Here is a 15,436-nt window from a genome sequence, read left to right as displayed (position 1 = left end):
ATATTTTTAAGGGAAGAACCGGATTTTTTATTTCTTTCTCTTCTTTTTAAAAAGCCGGTCATGTTCAATCCGGTGCTTGCCTTGGTATAGAAAATCGGTTTTATCATCCCGTCCAACGGTGCGGTCAATTAGGCCGGGAATGTCTTCCCTGGAATATCCGGCTTTAAGAAGAAAATCCTCTACCTTAGCATATGTACCTGGAAATTCGGCGACGAGGAGTTCCATAAAAACCTTCTCAAGGTAGTTGACTTCGTCCTCTACGATGATGTTTCTTGCATTGATGAAGGATTTTCCATCTGCGATTTCATTTATGCGGGTAAAAATTTCTTCCATCTGTTTTCGGGAGGTGACGTAAATGGTGTTTTCTTTTTTATGTTCACCCTGCTCCTTGGTTTCGGTGATATTATAAGGATTTTGCTCGTGGGCATTTTTAAATTGTTTCAGAATGTGTGCGTAATAAGGGAGCAGAAGGCGCCGGATGGTCTTTTTTTTGAGAGATTCCTTGATTTCTCCGGAATCCCGGATTAGTCCTATATACTTTGCAAGAAAGCCGCATACCATGGATTTACGGCTAAGATCCGCCGTATCGTCTATATCAATATCCGGTTCCGTTTCTTTGTATGTTTTAAAAGTAAAAACAGGAGCCGTAGCTACGAGATAGCAGTACCATATTTTATTTTTCAGTTCAGTATAAACATTATCTTTCGTTGTGATGCTGAAAGTAAGTTCGTTTTTTTCTGCTTCATTGTAAAAGGATTTAATCTGATTGTCTTTTAGTATGGCATTCAGCTTTTTGATGGCGTCAGGAGACGTTTTGTATTGTTCAATGCACTCTGGAGTTTCCAGAGTAAAATTATCGGCATTTGTATTCCAACCGATGGTGAAGAAGACAAAACAAAAAAATAGAAATGAGATTGTTTTCATAGTAACTCTAACCGTCGTTGCTGTTTCTTTCAAAGGTAACGTTAAATTTTTTGATGATCGTTTTTGTTGCTATCTCTTTCAAGAAAGCCTCAATATAAAATTCCTGATTTGTCGTACCGAGCCGGAACAGATCTTTCTTTTGGTCTTTCAAATAGACATGAGCATTACATACCCACCAAAATTCTTGAGGATTTTCGTTGGTTTTCTTAATAGTGTCGAGAACGACGATGATATCCTCCAATTCACTGACAAAATCATAAAACGTGTTTTTATCTTGTATTCTAGCGATTTTTCCAGCTCCATTTCCGGTATGGCCGGAAGCCAGAGCAGGTTTGGGCTTGCCATTGTCTTTTCCTTTCCACCCAAGTCCTCCGTCTTTTTCAATAACATTAATATTCTTGAAACTTACATCCGTAGGCGACAAGGTTACTTCAATGAATCCAATGACCCCGTGTCTGCCTGCCGGAATTTGGTAATCGCTGACATTAATTGATTGACCATCGGAGCCTTCGAATATGCCCGTGTATTTTTTCCCTTCTATTTTGTTAGGAACTTTTATATTAATCGTTATTGCTGTCTGAAGTCCTTCACTTGTTTCCGCTTTGATTTTAGCAGTTGTGTCTTTTTTTAAATCATTCTTTGCAATTAAGGAAATTTTTAAGTTTCCTGTAAATTGGTCTAAATTGGTTTTTTTGAATCCATCTCCTTCAATGTTCCATTTAAGTTCTTTAATGGAGCCTTTCGGTTTGCCGACAAGCAGAAAAGTGATTTCTTCTCCAATTCCAATGTTTATCCTCTTTTTATCCTCATTTTTGTCTCCATTTCCACCCTTGATATAGTAATCTGCGGAGCAGAGTTTTGTCTGTGATTTGATTTTAAGGGGGCCGGTGGCTTCTTGCCCGGTTTCTTCTAAAGTGTCCTCTTCCTCTTTATCTGCCCGTAGAATACCGGAACTGAACAGTACCGCCAAGATGAGAACCAGCAGACGGGAGAGCGATGAAGATAGGAAAAGTGGCATTATATAGGATAACAGTTAATTATTTTATAAGTAAATGAGATCTAAAATATGATTATTTGTCAAGTTTTTTGGAAATTTTAATGAGTGTTTCCTGTTAAAAACTTGATTCCAATAGGTGATATTAGCCTGTTCCGGATATAGTTCGTTCAAACGGATCAAAACAGACGGCATCTGAAATGGGCGGTTTTCTGCATCACCTTTCAGGCGTGTTGACGGCTTTTCCTCCTTTCTGCTTTGGTGGGGAGGAATATGGCAAAACAAGTATTACAGCGGCTCAGTTTCACTGCCGGGGAGTTGACCCCGTGGCTGGCCGGACGTGCGGACCTGGACCCTGTGTCCCGGGGCGCCTCCCGGCTGATGAATTTCCTGGTCAGCCCCTTTGGCGGCCTCCGGCGCAGGCCGGGAACGCGTCTGGCCGCCCGCGCGGGATGCACGGAGGGGGCCGTGAGGCTGGTCTCCTTCAAATACTCCACGGGCGTGCAGTTCATGCTGGAAGCGGGGCGGGGCTACATCCGTTATTTCAAGGACGGCGCGCCTCTGCGGGATGCGGAGGGCGGCGTGCTGGAAACGCGTACGCCGTGGAAGACGGACGAACAGGTCCGGAACCTCCGGATGCAGCAGCTGAATGATGTGATTTACTGCGTGGAGCCGTCCACTCCGCCCATGACGCTCTCCCGCCATGCGGACGACGACTGGCGGCTGGAGGCGCTGGAGTTTTCCGGCATGCCTTATGAAAGCTCCCTGTTCAATGCCGTGAGGCTGGAATGCCGGACGGTGAGGGAAGGGAATGCCGCCAGATTGCTGGCCAGTGCGGACGCCGACGTTTTCACGCCGGAAATGGAGGGCAGGGAGTTTCTCCGCATTACCCGGAAATACGGGGAATCCGTAGTGGAGGGAACCCAGATGCCCTTTTACCATCTGACAAACCTGGACCGGGACCTTTACAAGGGGGAGACTTTTTCCATGGACCGGGAGGACGGCTGGCGGCAGTCTTATACGTGCATCCGGGATTTCAGCAGGAAGACCAACTACCAGCCCGGCGTGAACCGCCCGGAGAGGTACACGGCCTTTTTTGAAAAGGGCTCCGACGCCAGCGCGCGCGTTTACGTCAGCGGCGCGTGGACGCTGGAAACGACGGGCACCTGGGATGCGGAGTGGGAAGTGTGCCGGGGGTATCCGGACGGTTCCAATTACCTCCCCAGCCAGCCCTCCCTGGTCTGGCACTCCGTGAAGAGCTTCCAGCAGAAGGACGGGTTCCGGAACAATTTTTCCCTGAGCGGCCATGAAGAGGAATTATCCTATTATAAAATCCGCCTGATGGCGTACAGGAACGGCGCTTCCACGGGAACGCCCGTGTTCCGGGCCTCCGCCGGGTCCTTTGACCATGAAATGGTAGTGGAGGAATACGTTTCCCCCCGCAGCGTTTATCTCACGAACGCCCTTCACCTGTCCTACTACGTGCTGGGGGATTGCGAGACCAATGACTGGTCCTTTGGCGCATTCGGCGTCCGGAACGGGTATCCGTGCACGGTGGAGTTCCACCAGGGGCGGTTGTGGTTCGGCGGAACTCCCGGCCAGCCACAGACGCTGTGGGCCAGCCGGGTGGATGATTTTTCCGCGTTTGCTCCGGGCATTCCGGCGGATTCCGCCATGATTCTGACGATGGCGGCCTCCCAGCAGAACCGCATCTCCTGGATTGCCTCCCTGCGGGGGCTGATGATCGGCACCAGCGAAGGGGAGTGGCGGCTGTCCGCCTCCAACTCGGAAGGACTGAGCGCGGCCAATGCTGAATTCCAGCGCCATTCCGGAGTGGGTTCCGCCTCCCTGGACGCCCTGACGGTGGAAAACAGCCTCCTCTTTGTCCAGCAGGGGGGCATGATGGTGCGGGAACTGTTTTATTCCCTGGAGGCGGACGGCTACCAGACGCGGGACGTCAGCCTGTTGTCCGGCCATCTGCTGAAGGCGGGGATTGTGGACTGGACGGTGCAGAGGAGCACGGCGTTCCATGTCTGGTGCGTGCTGGGGGACGGCTCTGCCGTGTGCATGACGCTGAACAGGGAGCAGAACGTGGTGGCGTGGCACGCCCACCGCCTGGAACATGGCCGCATTCTGTCCGTGGCGGCTTTGCGCGGCTCCCGTGATACGCCGGATGAGGATGTGTGGTTTGCCGTGGCGCGCGGAGAGGGGGAACAGGCCTGCATCACCGTGGAGCGCCTGGCGGACGGCAATGCCTGCCTGGACGCCTGCACGGAGGCCGTGGTGCGGAGGGAGGCTTTGGCCGGGCTGGGCCATCTGGCGGGATGCGGTGCCGTCCTGCTGGACGGGGACGGCGCATGGATGCCCATTAGCGTTGACGGGGAGGGGAATGCCGCCTGCCCCGGCAGGAGGGACGGAGAAACCGTGTCCGTAGGGCTGGCCGCCCCGGCGGAGGTGAGGACGATGCCCCTGGAAACGCTTGAGACGCTGGGCAGGTTTAAAAAGCAGCTTGGTGCGAGGGCGCTGCTTCACGAAAGCTCCCTGAAGTTCCGGTACGGCACGGGCCATCCGGATGCGTGGAGGGATTTTCAGCCCGGCAGGTACGGCGTGGAGGAGCCTTATTCCGGCTACGTGCGCATGATCCACAATTACGGCATGAATGAGCAGTCTTCCTTTGCCCTCCGGGTGGAGACGCCGGACCCGTTCAATCTGCTGGCCCTGGTGCTGGATGTGGAATTATAATAAGGGGAAGCGGGGGCCTTACGGCTGTTCCGCCGCTTCCTCATGGGAAAGCATGTGCACGATGACCTTGAGGCCGTGCTTTTCCCCCGCCGCCTTGGCCAGGGAGCGGATGGCCGAGGCCGTCATCCCGTTGCGGCCAATGATGCGGGCCACGTCTGTTTTCTCCAGAATCAGGCGGAAGCGGACGGCGTCTCCCTGCGGGGATTCCGCAACGCGCAATTCCGCCTGTTCCGGGTGTTGCACGAATTGCAGGGCGATCAATTGCAGGTACTGGCGGATTTGTTCTACGGCAGGATGCATGAGGGGAAATGTGGGTTATTTCAATCACCCTACTATAAAACTCCCTGATTGAAAAGATGCAATTCCAGACATTCCCTGAAAAAGAAAGTCGCCCCGGTCGTAAAACGACCGGGGCGCCCCAACTACCCTATGAAACTGGATCGGTTAAGATCCAGAGAGCTTTTTTAACGAGCGCTCACCTGCTCGAAACGCAATATAGGACAGGAAAAGGGGATAAGCAAGTATTTTTTCATTGAAACGATTGTTTTTATTCAGGAAAAACAGCATCGTATTCTTTACAATATCAGACCGGAGGGAAGGATATTGTCATTGTAACGAAATCATCTGCCGGGAAGCAGTTCATAAGTGAACCCCTTAAGGTATTCCGTTTCCGGAATGTTCAGTAAAACCGGGTGATCCGGCCTCTGGCCGTGTTGCTGTACCAGGCGCAGGGTGGCCGGCGCGTCAATGGCGGCGTCCAGAACGCTTTCCCGGAACAGGTCCGCCCCGGCGTGGTGGGAGCAGCAGAAGGTGGAAAGGATGCCTCCCGGCGCCAGAAGCTTCATGGCGCGGAGGTGGATTTCCTTATACCCGCGCATGGCGTCATGCACGGATTTCTTGTTTCTGGTGAAGGAGGGAGGGTCCAGAATGATCAGGTCCCACTTGTGCTCCCCGCCGTCCCGGACAAGGGCGGCCTCCTTCTTCAGGAAGTCAAACGCGTTGTCCGTAACACACTGGATGGAGACGCCGTTCAGCTTTGCGTTGCGCGCCACGGCGTCCATGGCGTCCTGGGAGACGTCCACGGCCGTGACTTCCGCAGCCCCCTCCAGGGCGCAGGCCAGGGCAAAGCCGCCCTGGTTGCAGAAGCAGTCCAGCACGCGGCGCCCGCGGGCAAAACGGGCCACGGCGGCATAATTGTCCAGCTGGTCCAGGTACAGGCCGGTTTTTTGTCCCGTCTGGAGGTCAATCATGAACTGCACGTTTCCGCTGCGTGCGGCGAAGGGTTCCGGCTCCTGTCCGCGCGCCACGCGGACGGACGGCTCAATGCCTTCCGCCGCCAGCATGGGGGAATCATTCCTGACGATGATCCCCCTGGGGGAGAGCAGGTCTTCCAGAACGTTCAGGATGATGGGAAGGCGGCGTTCCATGGCGACGGTCAGCGTCTGCACGACCAGGTAATCCGCGTAACGGTCCACGATCAGGCCGGGGAGGCCGTCCGACTCGCTCCAGACGAGGCGCGTGAGCGTTTCTTCCGGCAGGTACCGGCGCCGCAGTTCCACCGCCTGGCTGATGCGCCGGGAAAAAAAGTCTCCGTCCAGTTCCTGCTTGCGGCGGGAAAAGCGCCTGGCAACGATCTGGGAATGGGGGTTGAACATGGCGGACCCCAGAAAACGGTCCTTGAAATCCTTCAGCGCCACCACGTCCCCCGGCTGGGGATTGCCGAACACCTTGCGCACTTCCGTGCCGTAAACCCAGTCGTGCCCCTGGAAAAGGCGTGCCCTTGGAGAAATAATCAAACCTGCCATGTCAGGAAAGGCAATACATGATCAGGGGGGAAAGTTCAAGGGTAATGCGGGCAGGGGCGCGCAAGAGCGGCGGTTGCCGTGACGAAGGGCGGGGGGCAAGGAAAGGGGCGTTTTTTCTTTTCCGTAGTTCCTGTGCCCTGACCGGAAGGGAGAAAATAAGCCCTTCCGCCGCGCTTCGGAGTAATTTCAGGCATGAAGGCCGTTTAACCGGTTAAACGGAAAGGGAAGCTTGAAGCCGCGCTGCCGGGAACAAGGGTTTGATTCATTCGTCTTTCAGACTCATTCACCCTCCGGGCTTCATGCTACGCATTCCGTCCGGCCGCAACGCGGTTTCCCGGCCCTTGCAAATCAAACACCCGCGTTTTTTTCCTGGCCGCTTTACCCGGGACCGGGAAGCTTCCATTTCCGGGAATTTTCCGCTCAAGCGCATCAAAGTGCATGATTCCGGGACTATTCCATTGAAAAAGATTCCCTGCACGGTAAAATGCGGCGCGTTATGAAAGTAGAAACTTTTGAAACTCCCCAGGATGCTGCCAAGTCTTTGGCAGGAGAAGTTGCGGAACTCATCCGTAAGCGCGCCGCTGAAGGCAGGAACGTGGTTCTTGGCCTTGCCACGGGCGCCACCCCGCTGCCTTTTTATGCGGAACTGGTCCGTCTTCACAAGGAGGAAGGCCTTTCCTTCAGCAACGTCATCTCCTTCAATCTGGACGAATACAGCGGCCTGGACCACGACCATCCGGAATCCTACTGGTACTTCATGCACACCAACCTGTTCAATCACATTGACATGAAGCCGGAAAACATCAATCTGCCCTCCGGCACCGTCAAGGGTGATGAAATTGCCGCCCACTGCGCCGCGTATGAACAGAAGATCAAGGACTGCGGCGGCATTGACCTCCAGATTCTCGGCATCGGCCGCACCGGCCACATCGGCTTCAATGAACCCGGTTCCGATGATACCACCATTACCCGCCAGGTGCACCTGGACGAGCTGACCCGCTCCGACGCCGGCCCCGCCTTCGGCGGTGTGGAACATGTTCCCACCACGGCTATCACCATGGGCGTGGCCACCATCATGGGCGCCCGTGAAGTGGCTCTGATGGCCTGGGGAGAAAAGAAGGCTTCCATCGTGAAGAAGGCCGTTCAGGGGCCCGTGACGGTGGATGTGGCCGCCTCCTACCTGCAGAAGCACCCGAACGCCAAGTTCCTTCTGGACAAGGGCGCCGCTTCCCAGCTTTAATTCTCCGTTTCAGCAACGGCTGCGCCGCCTTTCCCGGTTCCGTGGGAAGGCGGCGTTTTTGATGGAATGAAGGAAGGCGGAATCTTCTTTTTCCGGCGGGTTGGCGCCGGAGAGGAGCGCCGCATGTTCGCGCGGCCCGGTTCCGTGAATGAAGATTTCGTGTCATTGGGGGAGGCGCGGAACCGCCGGGGCTGTTCCGGCGTTCGCGGGGTGGGGGAAAATGGAGAGAATCCCTTTTTCCCTCCATGGCCGGGCCGGAGGGATGAAAGGGGTGCGGTTCTTGTTTATTGTGTTGGAAATAAAAGTGTTTTGAGGCTTGGTGCGGCATATTTTCCTGTCTCCGGAGGCGGTTCTGAAGCCCGGAGGTTTCCCGGAATTCCTGTTAAGGATTTCCTTTAAAAGAAGAGCGGCGGGCTGGACATTTAACCGGCTGCGCCTTTTTATTAGGATGAAGTGGCGCATTGACAAGGGTTTCATTTTCCGTGCATGGTGAAACTGCCAATAGATGAAAAATAAAATATGTCCGGCAGTGTGTAATTAATAATTCATTCAGGAATTACAGATGATGGCCGGCTTTTATATAGAACAGGAAAAACAGAGAGATGAAACAAATGAAAATATTAATGGTTGTCACCGGAACCGGGATGTTTCCGGACGGAAAAGAAGAAACGGGATTATGGCTCAGTGAGCTTACCCACATGTACGACAGCGCGAAAAAGCGGGGATACGATATCGTCATTGCCAGTCCCAAGGGAGGCGATACCCCGGTTGATCCCATGAGCCTGAAAACGATGTACATGGACAAAGTCTCCAAAGAATACTGGGACGATTCCGAATTCCGGGACGTGCTGCGGCACACGAAAAGCCTGGATGATGTTTCCGGAGAGTTGTTCGACTGCATTTATTTGGCCGGGGGCCACGGCGCGATGTTCGATTTTCCGGATAACGCCGTTCTGCAAACGCTCATCAAAGACCACTATGAAAACAATAAAGTAGTTGGAGCCATTTGCCACGGCGTATGCGGATTATTAAACGTGAAACTCTCAAACGGAGAATACCTGGTAAAAGATAAAAAGGTCACGGGATTCAGCTGGTTTGAGGAAGGCCTGGCCGGAAAGAAAAAGCTGGTGCCTTTCGATCTGGAATCCGCGCTGAAGGAACGCCGGGCGGATTACAAGAAGTCATTGATTCCGATGATGCCGGAAGTAGTGACGGACGGAAACCTGATCACGGGCCAGGACCCGTTCAGTTCTGAAAAAATGGCTGAAACGGTCATGAGCCGGTTTAACCAATAGCCGTTGGCGGTGAACGTTACGAATTTGGAAGAAGCCTTGAATTACCGGAGGGCCGTACGGGTATTCAATAAGAATAAACCGCTGGACCCTGAAAAGGTAAAGCGCTGCCTGGAAATGGCCACCCTGGCTCCCAGCAGTTCAAACATGCAGCTGTGGGAATTCTTCCAAATCACCCGGCCTGAATTGATCGCCCGCATTGCCGGGGCCTGCCTCGGCCAGTCGGCTGCCGCCACGGCTTCGGAAATAGTCGTTTTCGTGACGCGGCAGGACTTGTACCGGCAGCGGGCGCAATTCGTCCTCCAATTCGAGCGTGGAAACATCCGCAGGAACAGCCCGGAGGAACGCCAGGCCAAACGCATCAGGGACCGGGAATTATACTATGGGAAGCTGATGCCGTTCCTTTATGCGCGTTGTGGCGGCGTTTTGGGAGCTTTCCGCACTTTGCTGGCCAGGGCCATCGGCCTTTTCCGCCCCATGATGCGAGAAGTCTCGGAGTGTGACGTGCGCGTTACGGTCAACAAGTCCTGCGCCCTCGCCGCCCAGACGTTCATGATCGCCATGGCCGCTGAAGGGTATGATACGTGCCCGCTGGAGGGATTTGACAGCAAGCGTATGAAAAAGCTGCTCGAATTGCCCCATGGCGCCGGGATCAATATGGTGATTCCCTGCGGCATACGGGACGGAGAGAAAGGCATCTGGGGAGAGCGGTGCAGAGTTCCGTTTGATGAGGTGTACCACAGGCTCTGACCTGCCCGGTGAAGATTGGCCGGCGGCGGACCGCCTGTTGCGGCTTTCCGGGGGCGCGGTATGCCTCACAGGAACAGGGCTTGGGCTACTTGAGCCATGCCAGGAATTCATGGTTGCCGTCCGTTCCGGTGATGGGGGAGGGTTCGCAGCCCATCCAGGTGCGGTTCAGCTCCTCCGTGACGAAGACGCGTATGGAATCCACCGCCCGCTGGTGCAGGGCCGGGTCCCGGACGATGCCGCCGGGACCGATGTCTTCCGGCTGAAGCTCAAACTGGGGCTTGATGAGCACCAGGGCGTCCCCGCCTTCCTTCAGCAGGGGAAAGGCTGCGGGCAGGATTTTTTTAAGGGAGATGAAGGAAACGTCGGAAACGATCAGGTCCACCTGCTCCCCGATGTCTTCCGGGGTCATGTAACGGGCGTTGAATTTCTCCTTTACGATGACGCGGGGGTCCTGCCGCAGTTTCCAGACGAGCTGGTTGGTGCCGACGTCGATCGCGTGGACCCTGATGGCTCCGTGCTGGAGCAGGCAGTCCGTAAAGCCTCCGGTGGACGCGCCGATGTCCAGGCAGACCTTGCCTTCCGCGGAGACGGGAAAGGCGTTCAGGGCTCCCTCCATCTTCAGGCCGCCGCGGCTGACGTAGCGGGGGCGGTTCCTGATGGTGATCTCCGCGTCTTCATTGACCTTGAGCCCCGGCTTGGTGGAGGGGTGGCCGCCCACGCTCACCTCTCCGGCAATGATGAGCCTCTGGGCCAGTTCCCGGGATTCTACGAGATTGCGGGAAACCAGAAGGACGTCGAGTCGTTGCTTGCTCATAATTCGTAAGAAAGGTGCGTACGCAGGTATTTCATGAAACCGCATGGAGAATCAAGAAAAACCGCGCGCAGAGGACAATTGGCTGCAAATTTGCGCCATGGCGCGCGCTGGAGCATTTTACCATTGATTCAGCGTGGATTTATATGAGACTTTCCGGCGAATGGAACACCGCTACAGGCAATTAATGCGCAAGGTCAGGCTCTACCTGCTGACGGAAGTGCGTAAGAAATCGTGGACCAGCAAGTTCCTTTCCGCCAGGATTTTTGACCATGTTTACTGGTCCTGGAACAGGCAGTCCGTGGCTACGGGCGCCGGCTGGGGGGCCGCGGCGGCGATTGCCCCGCTGCCCATGCAGAGCCTGTGGGGCGTGTTTGCCTGCCTGTGGCGCAAGGGGAATATCCCCGTAGCCATTCTGATGGCGTGGCTTTCCCCTCCCGGCTTCACCTTTTTTGCCATTCCGGGCCAGTGGTGGCTGGGGTGGTTCCTTTTTTCCAGCGTGGGGCTTCCCACCTCCGGGGCAAACTGGCAGATGCTGAAAACGGGGGTGCAGCAGTGGTCCTGGGCTCCGTTTGACGGGTTGAGCATCGGCATGGTAAGCCTGGAGTTCCTGACGGGTTGGATTGTTTCCAGCGTGGTGCTGGGTTTCCTGTGCTACGGGCTGGTGCAGCTTGCATGGGGAGCGGGCCACTTCCTGCGCAGCAGAAGCAAGGCTGGCGGGAAGTAATGCAAAAACCCGCCGGCTTTTCAGGGCAGGCGGGTCCGGAAGGTGCGTGCGCCCATGGCGCGGAGCCGGAAAGGTCAGACGGCCACTTCCATCAGCAGAACGGTCGAATTCTGGAGGGCCTCCATGGTGATGGAGTCCGTATCCGTGATGCCGGCTCCGTCCCGGCGGTGCAGCACTGTGTCTCCGATCTTGATTTCTCCGTCTATCACGAAGACGTACACCCCCGTGTTCTGGCACTTGAATTTGTATTCGCGCTCCACGCCGCGGTCCAGCTCCGCCCAGGAGAACCAGGCCTGCTGCATGATGGAGATGTCCGTTTCCGGAGCCAGGAAGGTGGAAATCTCATTATGCTTCAGCAGGGGCTTGATGTCGTAATCCCGGTACTTGGGGGGCGTATTCACCCGGTCCGGAATGACCCATATTTGCAGGAATTCCAGGGGTTCCGTGGAGCTGCCGTTAAATTCGCTGTGCTGGATGCCCGTTCCGGCGCTCATCACCTGGATTTCTCCGCGGGTGATGGTATGGCTGTTATTCAGGCTGTCCCCGTGGCGGAGTTCTCCTTTCAGGGGGATGGAAATCACCTCCATGTTCTTGTGGGGATGGGTGCCGAAGCCTTCTTCCGGGAGAACCGTGTCGTCGTTGAGCACGCGCAGGGCTCCGAACTGCATGCGGTCCGGATTAAAGTAATTGGCGAAGCTGAACGTATGGTACGTGTTCAGCCACCCGTGATTGGCATGTCCACGGGAAGATGCACGGTCAATAATGATGTTCATGATTGATGGGGTTGGTGTTTAAGCCGGGTTTCATCCGGTCTGTAGTTTGACCGGACGGAACGCCGGGCCGTTCAAGGCGGATGACAGCATTTCCGGAGTTGTAAAATAAATTGGCAACACAAATTGGTGGTGCAATGTCTCTTCTTTTAAGGTAACTTATGGAGGCACCTGTACAAACAAGGCAAGGCGTATGGCTCAGCGGACACTCATGAGATGGATCAAGGGATTGGTTCCCACGGTGATTATTTTGCTGTGCGCCATGGTGCTGGGCTGCATTTGTTATGTCGCCATCTGGGGGGCTCCATCCTTCGTGGTGCAGCGCGTGGAGCAGGCCCTTCTGGAAAAAGGCATTCCCGTCCATATAGAGACGCTGAAAATTTCCCTGTGGCCCCGCGCCGTCGTCACCTTGAAGGAGGTGTCCCTGCTGGACCCGGAGGCTCCGCCGGAGGCGCGCCGTCCCGTGGCCCTGCTGCATGAGGCGGATGTGGCCCTGAACTGGAAGGAGCTGATAGACGGGAACGTGTCTCCGGAACGGCTGAATGTGAAGGGGCTGGATATCACGCTGCCCGTGGATGCGGAAAAGCCGGAAAGAGTTTTTTCCACCAAGGGGCTGAATGCGGAGCTGGACCTGGGGCGCCCAGGCATGGTGGATATTGTGAAAGCGGACGCCGTGGTGCAGGGCATCCGTGTGACTGCCCAGGGGGCTTTTTCCATCGGGCAGGGAGACTCCGGAGATTTTACGCTGACGGCCGGAGACATGGCTGCCGTCAGGGAACAGCTGAACCAGGTGCTGAAATACCTGGACCGCGTCAAGTGGCCGGAAGAATCCCCGCCCGCCCTGGCCGTCAGCCTGAGCGATGATCCCAAGGGAGGGGTACGCGTGGGGATGGATTTGCAGGCTCCTTCCCTGAGATACGGGAAAATCCGGGTCAGGGATTTTCAGTTCAGCGGGGATTACGCGGATTCCGTCATCATGGCCAAGCGCTTCACCATGCGTGATGCGGAAACGGCGGGCTTCGTGAATCTTTCCCTTCAGGCTGATTTGAAAAAACGCTCCCTGATCTGGGATGTGCGCAGCACGGCCCCCCTGGTGTCCTGGGCCGTGGCCATTGTTGACGAAGCCCTGGTGCCGCGTGAAATGAAGTTCCTGAGTGAGCCGCATGTGCAGGTTTCCGGCCGTGCCGTATTCACGGAGAACTGGGATGGCGTGGAGCATGTGAACATGATGGGCTCCGGCTCCATGGGGGCCTTTTCCGTGCTGGGGGAAAAGTTCCAGCGGGCCTCCTGCGATTTCAGTTACGAGGACGGCAACTTTTATGTGACGGATCTGGATATCCGCCACCCCGGCGGCAGTTTTTCCGGCAAGGTGATGGGCGTGAATGGGGAGATCAAGGTGGACGTGCACAGCACGCTGCCCATGCACGCCATGCTGGACATGGCCCGCTCCATTGCCCCTGAGGACGTGAAGCTGCCGCCCACGCTGGAGATCAAGGGAGACCCCGAACTGAAGGTATACGGCACCGTAGGCATGGGCAGTGACTGGAAGGGGCCGCTCCGGGTGGACCGCCTGCAGGTGGAAGCCGCCGTGACGGATATATCCTACCAGGGGGTGGAATTCGCCTCCGCCTCCGCCAGGGGGGAATTGATCGGCCGCTCCATCAACGTCACCGGGCTGGACCTGGCGAGGGAGGACGGCCACGTGAAGCTGGAAGGCAGTTACCTGGGGACTGACCTTGTTTTTACGCTGGAATCGGATTTGAAGCCTGAACTGCTGGTAGCACTGGGGGGGAACCTGGTGCCGGTGCCGGAGAAGCTGAAGCTGCCGGAAAAAGCGGTTCTGAGGGTGCACGGCAGGCTGGACATTCCGGAAGGAAAGCCCGTGGAACCTACGCTGGTCCGGGCGCGCATCAATGCGGAGAACCTGGCGTGGAATAAAATTCCCGTCAAGACGGCGAATGTGGAGGTGGAGTACCGTCCCAACCAGCTCTTTGTGCAGAATTGCCGCATAGAGATGGAAAAGGGCGTTTTTGAATTGTTCGCCAATGGTTTTCTGGACGGCCAGATGTTCGTGATGGGGCAGTCCACGGTGCCTCTGGGTACCATTGACCATTTGCTGGGCATGGAGGATGACGACTTTTTCATGAGCCGCTTCGTGTTCCGCAAGGATTCCGGGCTGGAGCTTTCCTTCCAGGGAACGCTGGGGCTGTACAATCTGGAAAAGGCGTATGACATCCAGGCCACGGCTTCCGCCACGAATACCCGGTACAAGGGGGTGGACCTGAAGTCCGCCCGGGCGGATGCCCATCTGGTAACGGACCAGTTACTGCTGACCGACGTGACGACGGTAGTTTCCAACGGGGCGTACCTGTCTTCAGCCGGCTTGTCCGGCGGCCCCTCTGAATGCACGCTCAAGGCCAAGAGCATTGACTTCCGCTTCGTGCAGGATACGGTGGAAGTGCTGGGCATGGAGGGGCAGGCCTACCCCGGCTATACCCTGCGCATGTTTTCCGACAGCGCCGCGGAGGTGTTGAAGGAGTTTGTCTTTACGCGGCCCGTGACGCTTTCCGGCGGCGGCATGTTCCCCATGGGGGACGACATGAAGCTGATGAAGGGGCGCATCCGTTTTGACGCCTCCGCGGGGCGCGTTCGCTATCCCCTGCTGGGAACCACGCTGGACCTGGGGAGGGCCACAGGGGAAATACTGATTTCTCCGGAGTGGGTGGTTGTGGACAAACTGAAGGGAACCATCTGGGACGGTTCCTTTACGGGCCGCGTGCTGGCGCAGATTGACAAGGGGGACGCCCTGAACGGCTCCTTTGTGCTCCAGGACATGAACCTGACCTCCATCGGAAGGTCTTACGGAGAAAAAATGGAGAAAGCCACCGTGCACGGAGCCATTGAATTTTCATCCCAGGGAGGGAACATGAACTCCATCCAGGCTAAGGGGGAAGCCGCGCTGGTGCACGGTGACCTGGTGGAAATTCCCCTGTTCGGCTTTTTGGGAGAAGCCCTCTCCAATTATATTCCCGGGCTGGGCCATCTGATCAATTACAAGATCACCAGGGCCGACTGTGATTTCTCCATAGAAAAGGGCTACATCCGTACCAGCAATTTCGTCGCCAGAGGCAGCAACATGTCCCTGGAAGGGGGCGGCTGGATACGCCTTGCCGATTTACAGGTCAATTCAGATTTCAAGCTCAGGCTTCGCGGCCTGCCGGGGCTGATCACCTCCCCCGTCTTCCTGCTGGCCGGGGGATTGTTCCAGGTGCGCGGCACAGGACCATTGAGCAATGTTTCCTGGAGCTTTGCGCCGTTCTCCGGCGGGAAGGCCCCTGTTCCTCCTGCCGCCGCTCCCGCGCGGAGAAGGTAGGAGAGTGG

At 56.1% G+C, this 15,436-nt stretch carries 12 protein-coding genes; 6 read left to right on the top strand and 6 right to left on the bottom strand.

Annotated features, from left to right (window positions below):
- Positions 1–27 precede the first annotated feature (27 nt).
- Positions 28–924, bottom strand: a complete 897-nt coding sequence (locus ABGM91_RS11140; RefSeq protein WP_354832348.1) for a hypothetical protein — start codon at positions 922–924, stop codon at positions 28–30.
- Between the two features lie 7 nt (positions 925–931).
- Positions 932–1,942: a hypothetical protein gene (locus ABGM91_RS11135; RefSeq protein ID WP_354832346.1), complete on the bottom strand. Its 1,011-nt coding sequence runs from the start codon at positions 1,940–1,942 to the stop codon at positions 932–934.
- Positions 1,943–2,191: 249 nt separating this feature from the next.
- Between ABGM91_RS11135 and ABGM91_RS11130 the strand changes: the two genes are divergently transcribed.
- The gene (locus ABGM91_RS11130) at positions 2,192–4,660 is read left to right on the top strand and encodes a hypothetical protein (RefSeq protein ID WP_354832344.1); all 2,469 of its coding nucleotides are present in this window, start codon (positions 2,192–2,194) and stop codon (positions 4,658–4,660) included.
- Positions 4,661–4,678: 18 nt separating this feature from the next.
- Here the strand turns inward: ABGM91_RS11130 and ABGM91_RS11125 are convergent, their stop codons facing one another.
- Complete coding sequence (locus ABGM91_RS11125; protein WP_102711411.1) at positions 4,679–4,960, bottom strand: KH domain-containing protein; 282 nt, start codon at positions 4,958–4,960, stop codon at positions 4,679–4,681.
- A 320-nt stretch (positions 4,961–5,280) separates the two neighbouring features.
- Complete coding sequence (locus tag ABGM91_RS11120; RefSeq protein WP_354832341.1) at positions 5,281–6,465, bottom strand: class I SAM-dependent rRNA methyltransferase; 1,185 nt, start codon at positions 6,463–6,465, stop codon at positions 5,281–5,283.
- A gap of 496 nt (positions 6,466–6,961) precedes the next feature.
- Here ABGM91_RS11120 and nagB point away from each other — a divergent pair, with 496 nt between their 5' ends.
- From nagB to ABGM91_RS11105, 3 genes are all read left to right on the top strand, one after another.
- Complete coding sequence (gene nagB / locus ABGM91_RS11115) at positions 6,962–7,705, top strand: glucosamine-6-phosphate deaminase (RefSeq protein WP_354832339.1); 744 nt, start codon at positions 6,962–6,964, stop codon at positions 7,703–7,705.
- A 602-nt stretch (positions 7,706–8,307) separates the two neighbouring features.
- On the top strand, positions 8,308–9,000 hold the full coding sequence (locus tag ABGM91_RS11110) for a type 1 glutamine amidotransferase domain-containing protein (RefSeq protein ID WP_354832337.1): 693 nt from the start codon (positions 8,308–8,310) through the stop codon (positions 8,998–9,000).
- Between the two features lie 9 nt (positions 9,001–9,009).
- Positions 9,010–9,747 (top strand): nitroreductase family protein, encoded by a 738-nt coding sequence (locus tag ABGM91_RS11105; protein ID WP_354834868.1) that lies wholly within the window; start codon positions 9,010–9,012, stop codon positions 9,745–9,747.
- Positions 9,748–9,832: 85 nt separating this feature from the next.
- Here the strand turns inward: ABGM91_RS11105 and ABGM91_RS11100 are convergent, their stop codons facing one another.
- A complete protein-coding gene (locus ABGM91_RS11100) occupies positions 9,833–10,561 on the bottom strand; it encodes a TlyA family RNA methyltransferase (RefSeq protein ID WP_354832335.1) in 729 nt (242 codons plus the stop codon).
- A gap of 160 nt (positions 10,562–10,721) precedes the next feature.
- On the opposite strand from ABGM91_RS11100, the gene ABGM91_RS11095 reads away from it, so the two are divergent.
- Positions 10,722–11,285 (top strand): DUF2062 domain-containing protein, encoded by a 564-nt coding sequence (locus tag ABGM91_RS11095; RefSeq protein ID WP_354832333.1) that lies wholly within the window; start codon positions 10,722–10,724, stop codon positions 11,283–11,285.
- Positions 11,286–11,359: 74 nt separating this feature from the next.
- On the opposite strand, the gene ABGM91_RS11090 is transcribed toward ABGM91_RS11095, so the two are convergent.
- Positions 11,360–12,058, bottom strand: a complete 699-nt coding sequence (locus ABGM91_RS11090; RefSeq protein ID WP_354832331.1) for a pirin family protein — start codon at positions 12,056–12,058, stop codon at positions 11,360–11,362.
- Positions 12,059–12,248: 190 nt separating this feature from the next.
- On the opposite strand from ABGM91_RS11090, the gene ABGM91_RS11085 reads away from it, so the two are divergent.
- Entirely contained in the window at positions 12,249–15,428 is a 3,180-nt protein-coding gene (locus ABGM91_RS11085; RefSeq protein WP_354832329.1) for an AsmA-like C-terminal region-containing protein, read from the top strand.
- The last annotated feature ends 8 nt before the right edge of the window (positions 15,429–15,436 follow it).

This window comes from Akkermansia muciniphila (genome assembly GCF_040616545.1).
GTDB lineage: Bacteria > Verrucomicrobiota > Verrucomicrobiia > Verrucomicrobiales > Akkermansiaceae > Akkermansia > Akkermansia muciniphila_E.
Note: the sequence above shows the minus strand (reverse complement) of the source record. Positions and strands in the feature narration are given on the sequence as shown.

Bases quoted from the DNA above. Each gene is read 5' to 3' on its own strand.
- ABGM91_RS11135 (WP_354832346.1), bottom strand. From the start codon at position 1,942: ATGCCACTTTTCCTATCTTCATCGCTCTCCCGTCTGCTGGTTCTCATC.
- ABGM91_RS11125 (WP_102711411.1), bottom strand. From the start codon at position 4,960: ATGCATCCTGCCGTAGAACAAATCCGCCAGTACCTGCAATTGATCGCC.
- ABGM91_RS11130 (WP_354832344.1), top strand. From the start codon at position 2,192: ATGGCAAAACAAGTATTACAGCGGCTCAGTTTCACTGCCGGGGAGTTG.
- ABGM91_RS11090 (WP_354832331.1), bottom strand. From the start codon at position 12,058: ATGAACATCATTATTGACCGTGCATCTTCCCGTGGACATGCCAATCAC.
- ABGM91_RS11120 (WP_354832341.1), bottom strand. From the start codon at position 6,465: ATGGCAGGTTTGATTATTTCTCCAAGGGCACGCCTTTTCCAGGGGCAC.
- ABGM91_RS11095 (WP_354832333.1), top strand. From the start codon at position 10,722: ATGGAACACCGCTACAGGCAATTAATGCGCAAGGTCAGGCTCTACCTG.
- ABGM91_RS11140 (WP_354832348.1), bottom strand. From the start codon at position 924: ATGAAAACAATCTCATTTCTATTTTTTTGTTTTGTCTTCTTCACCATC.
- nagB (WP_354832339.1), top strand. From the start codon at position 6,962: ATGAAAGTAGAAACTTTTGAAACTCCCCAGGATGCTGCCAAGTCTTTG.
- ABGM91_RS11100 (WP_354832335.1), bottom strand. From the start codon at position 10,561: ATGAGCAAGCAACGACTCGACGTCCTTCTGGTTTCCCGCAATCTCGTA.
- ABGM91_RS11110 (WP_354832337.1), top strand. From the start codon at position 8,308: ATGAAACAAATGAAAATATTAATGGTTGTCACCGGAACCGGGATGTTT.
- ABGM91_RS11085 (WP_354832329.1), top strand. From the start codon at position 12,249: ATGGCTCAGCGGACACTCATGAGATGGATCAAGGGATTGGTTCCCACG.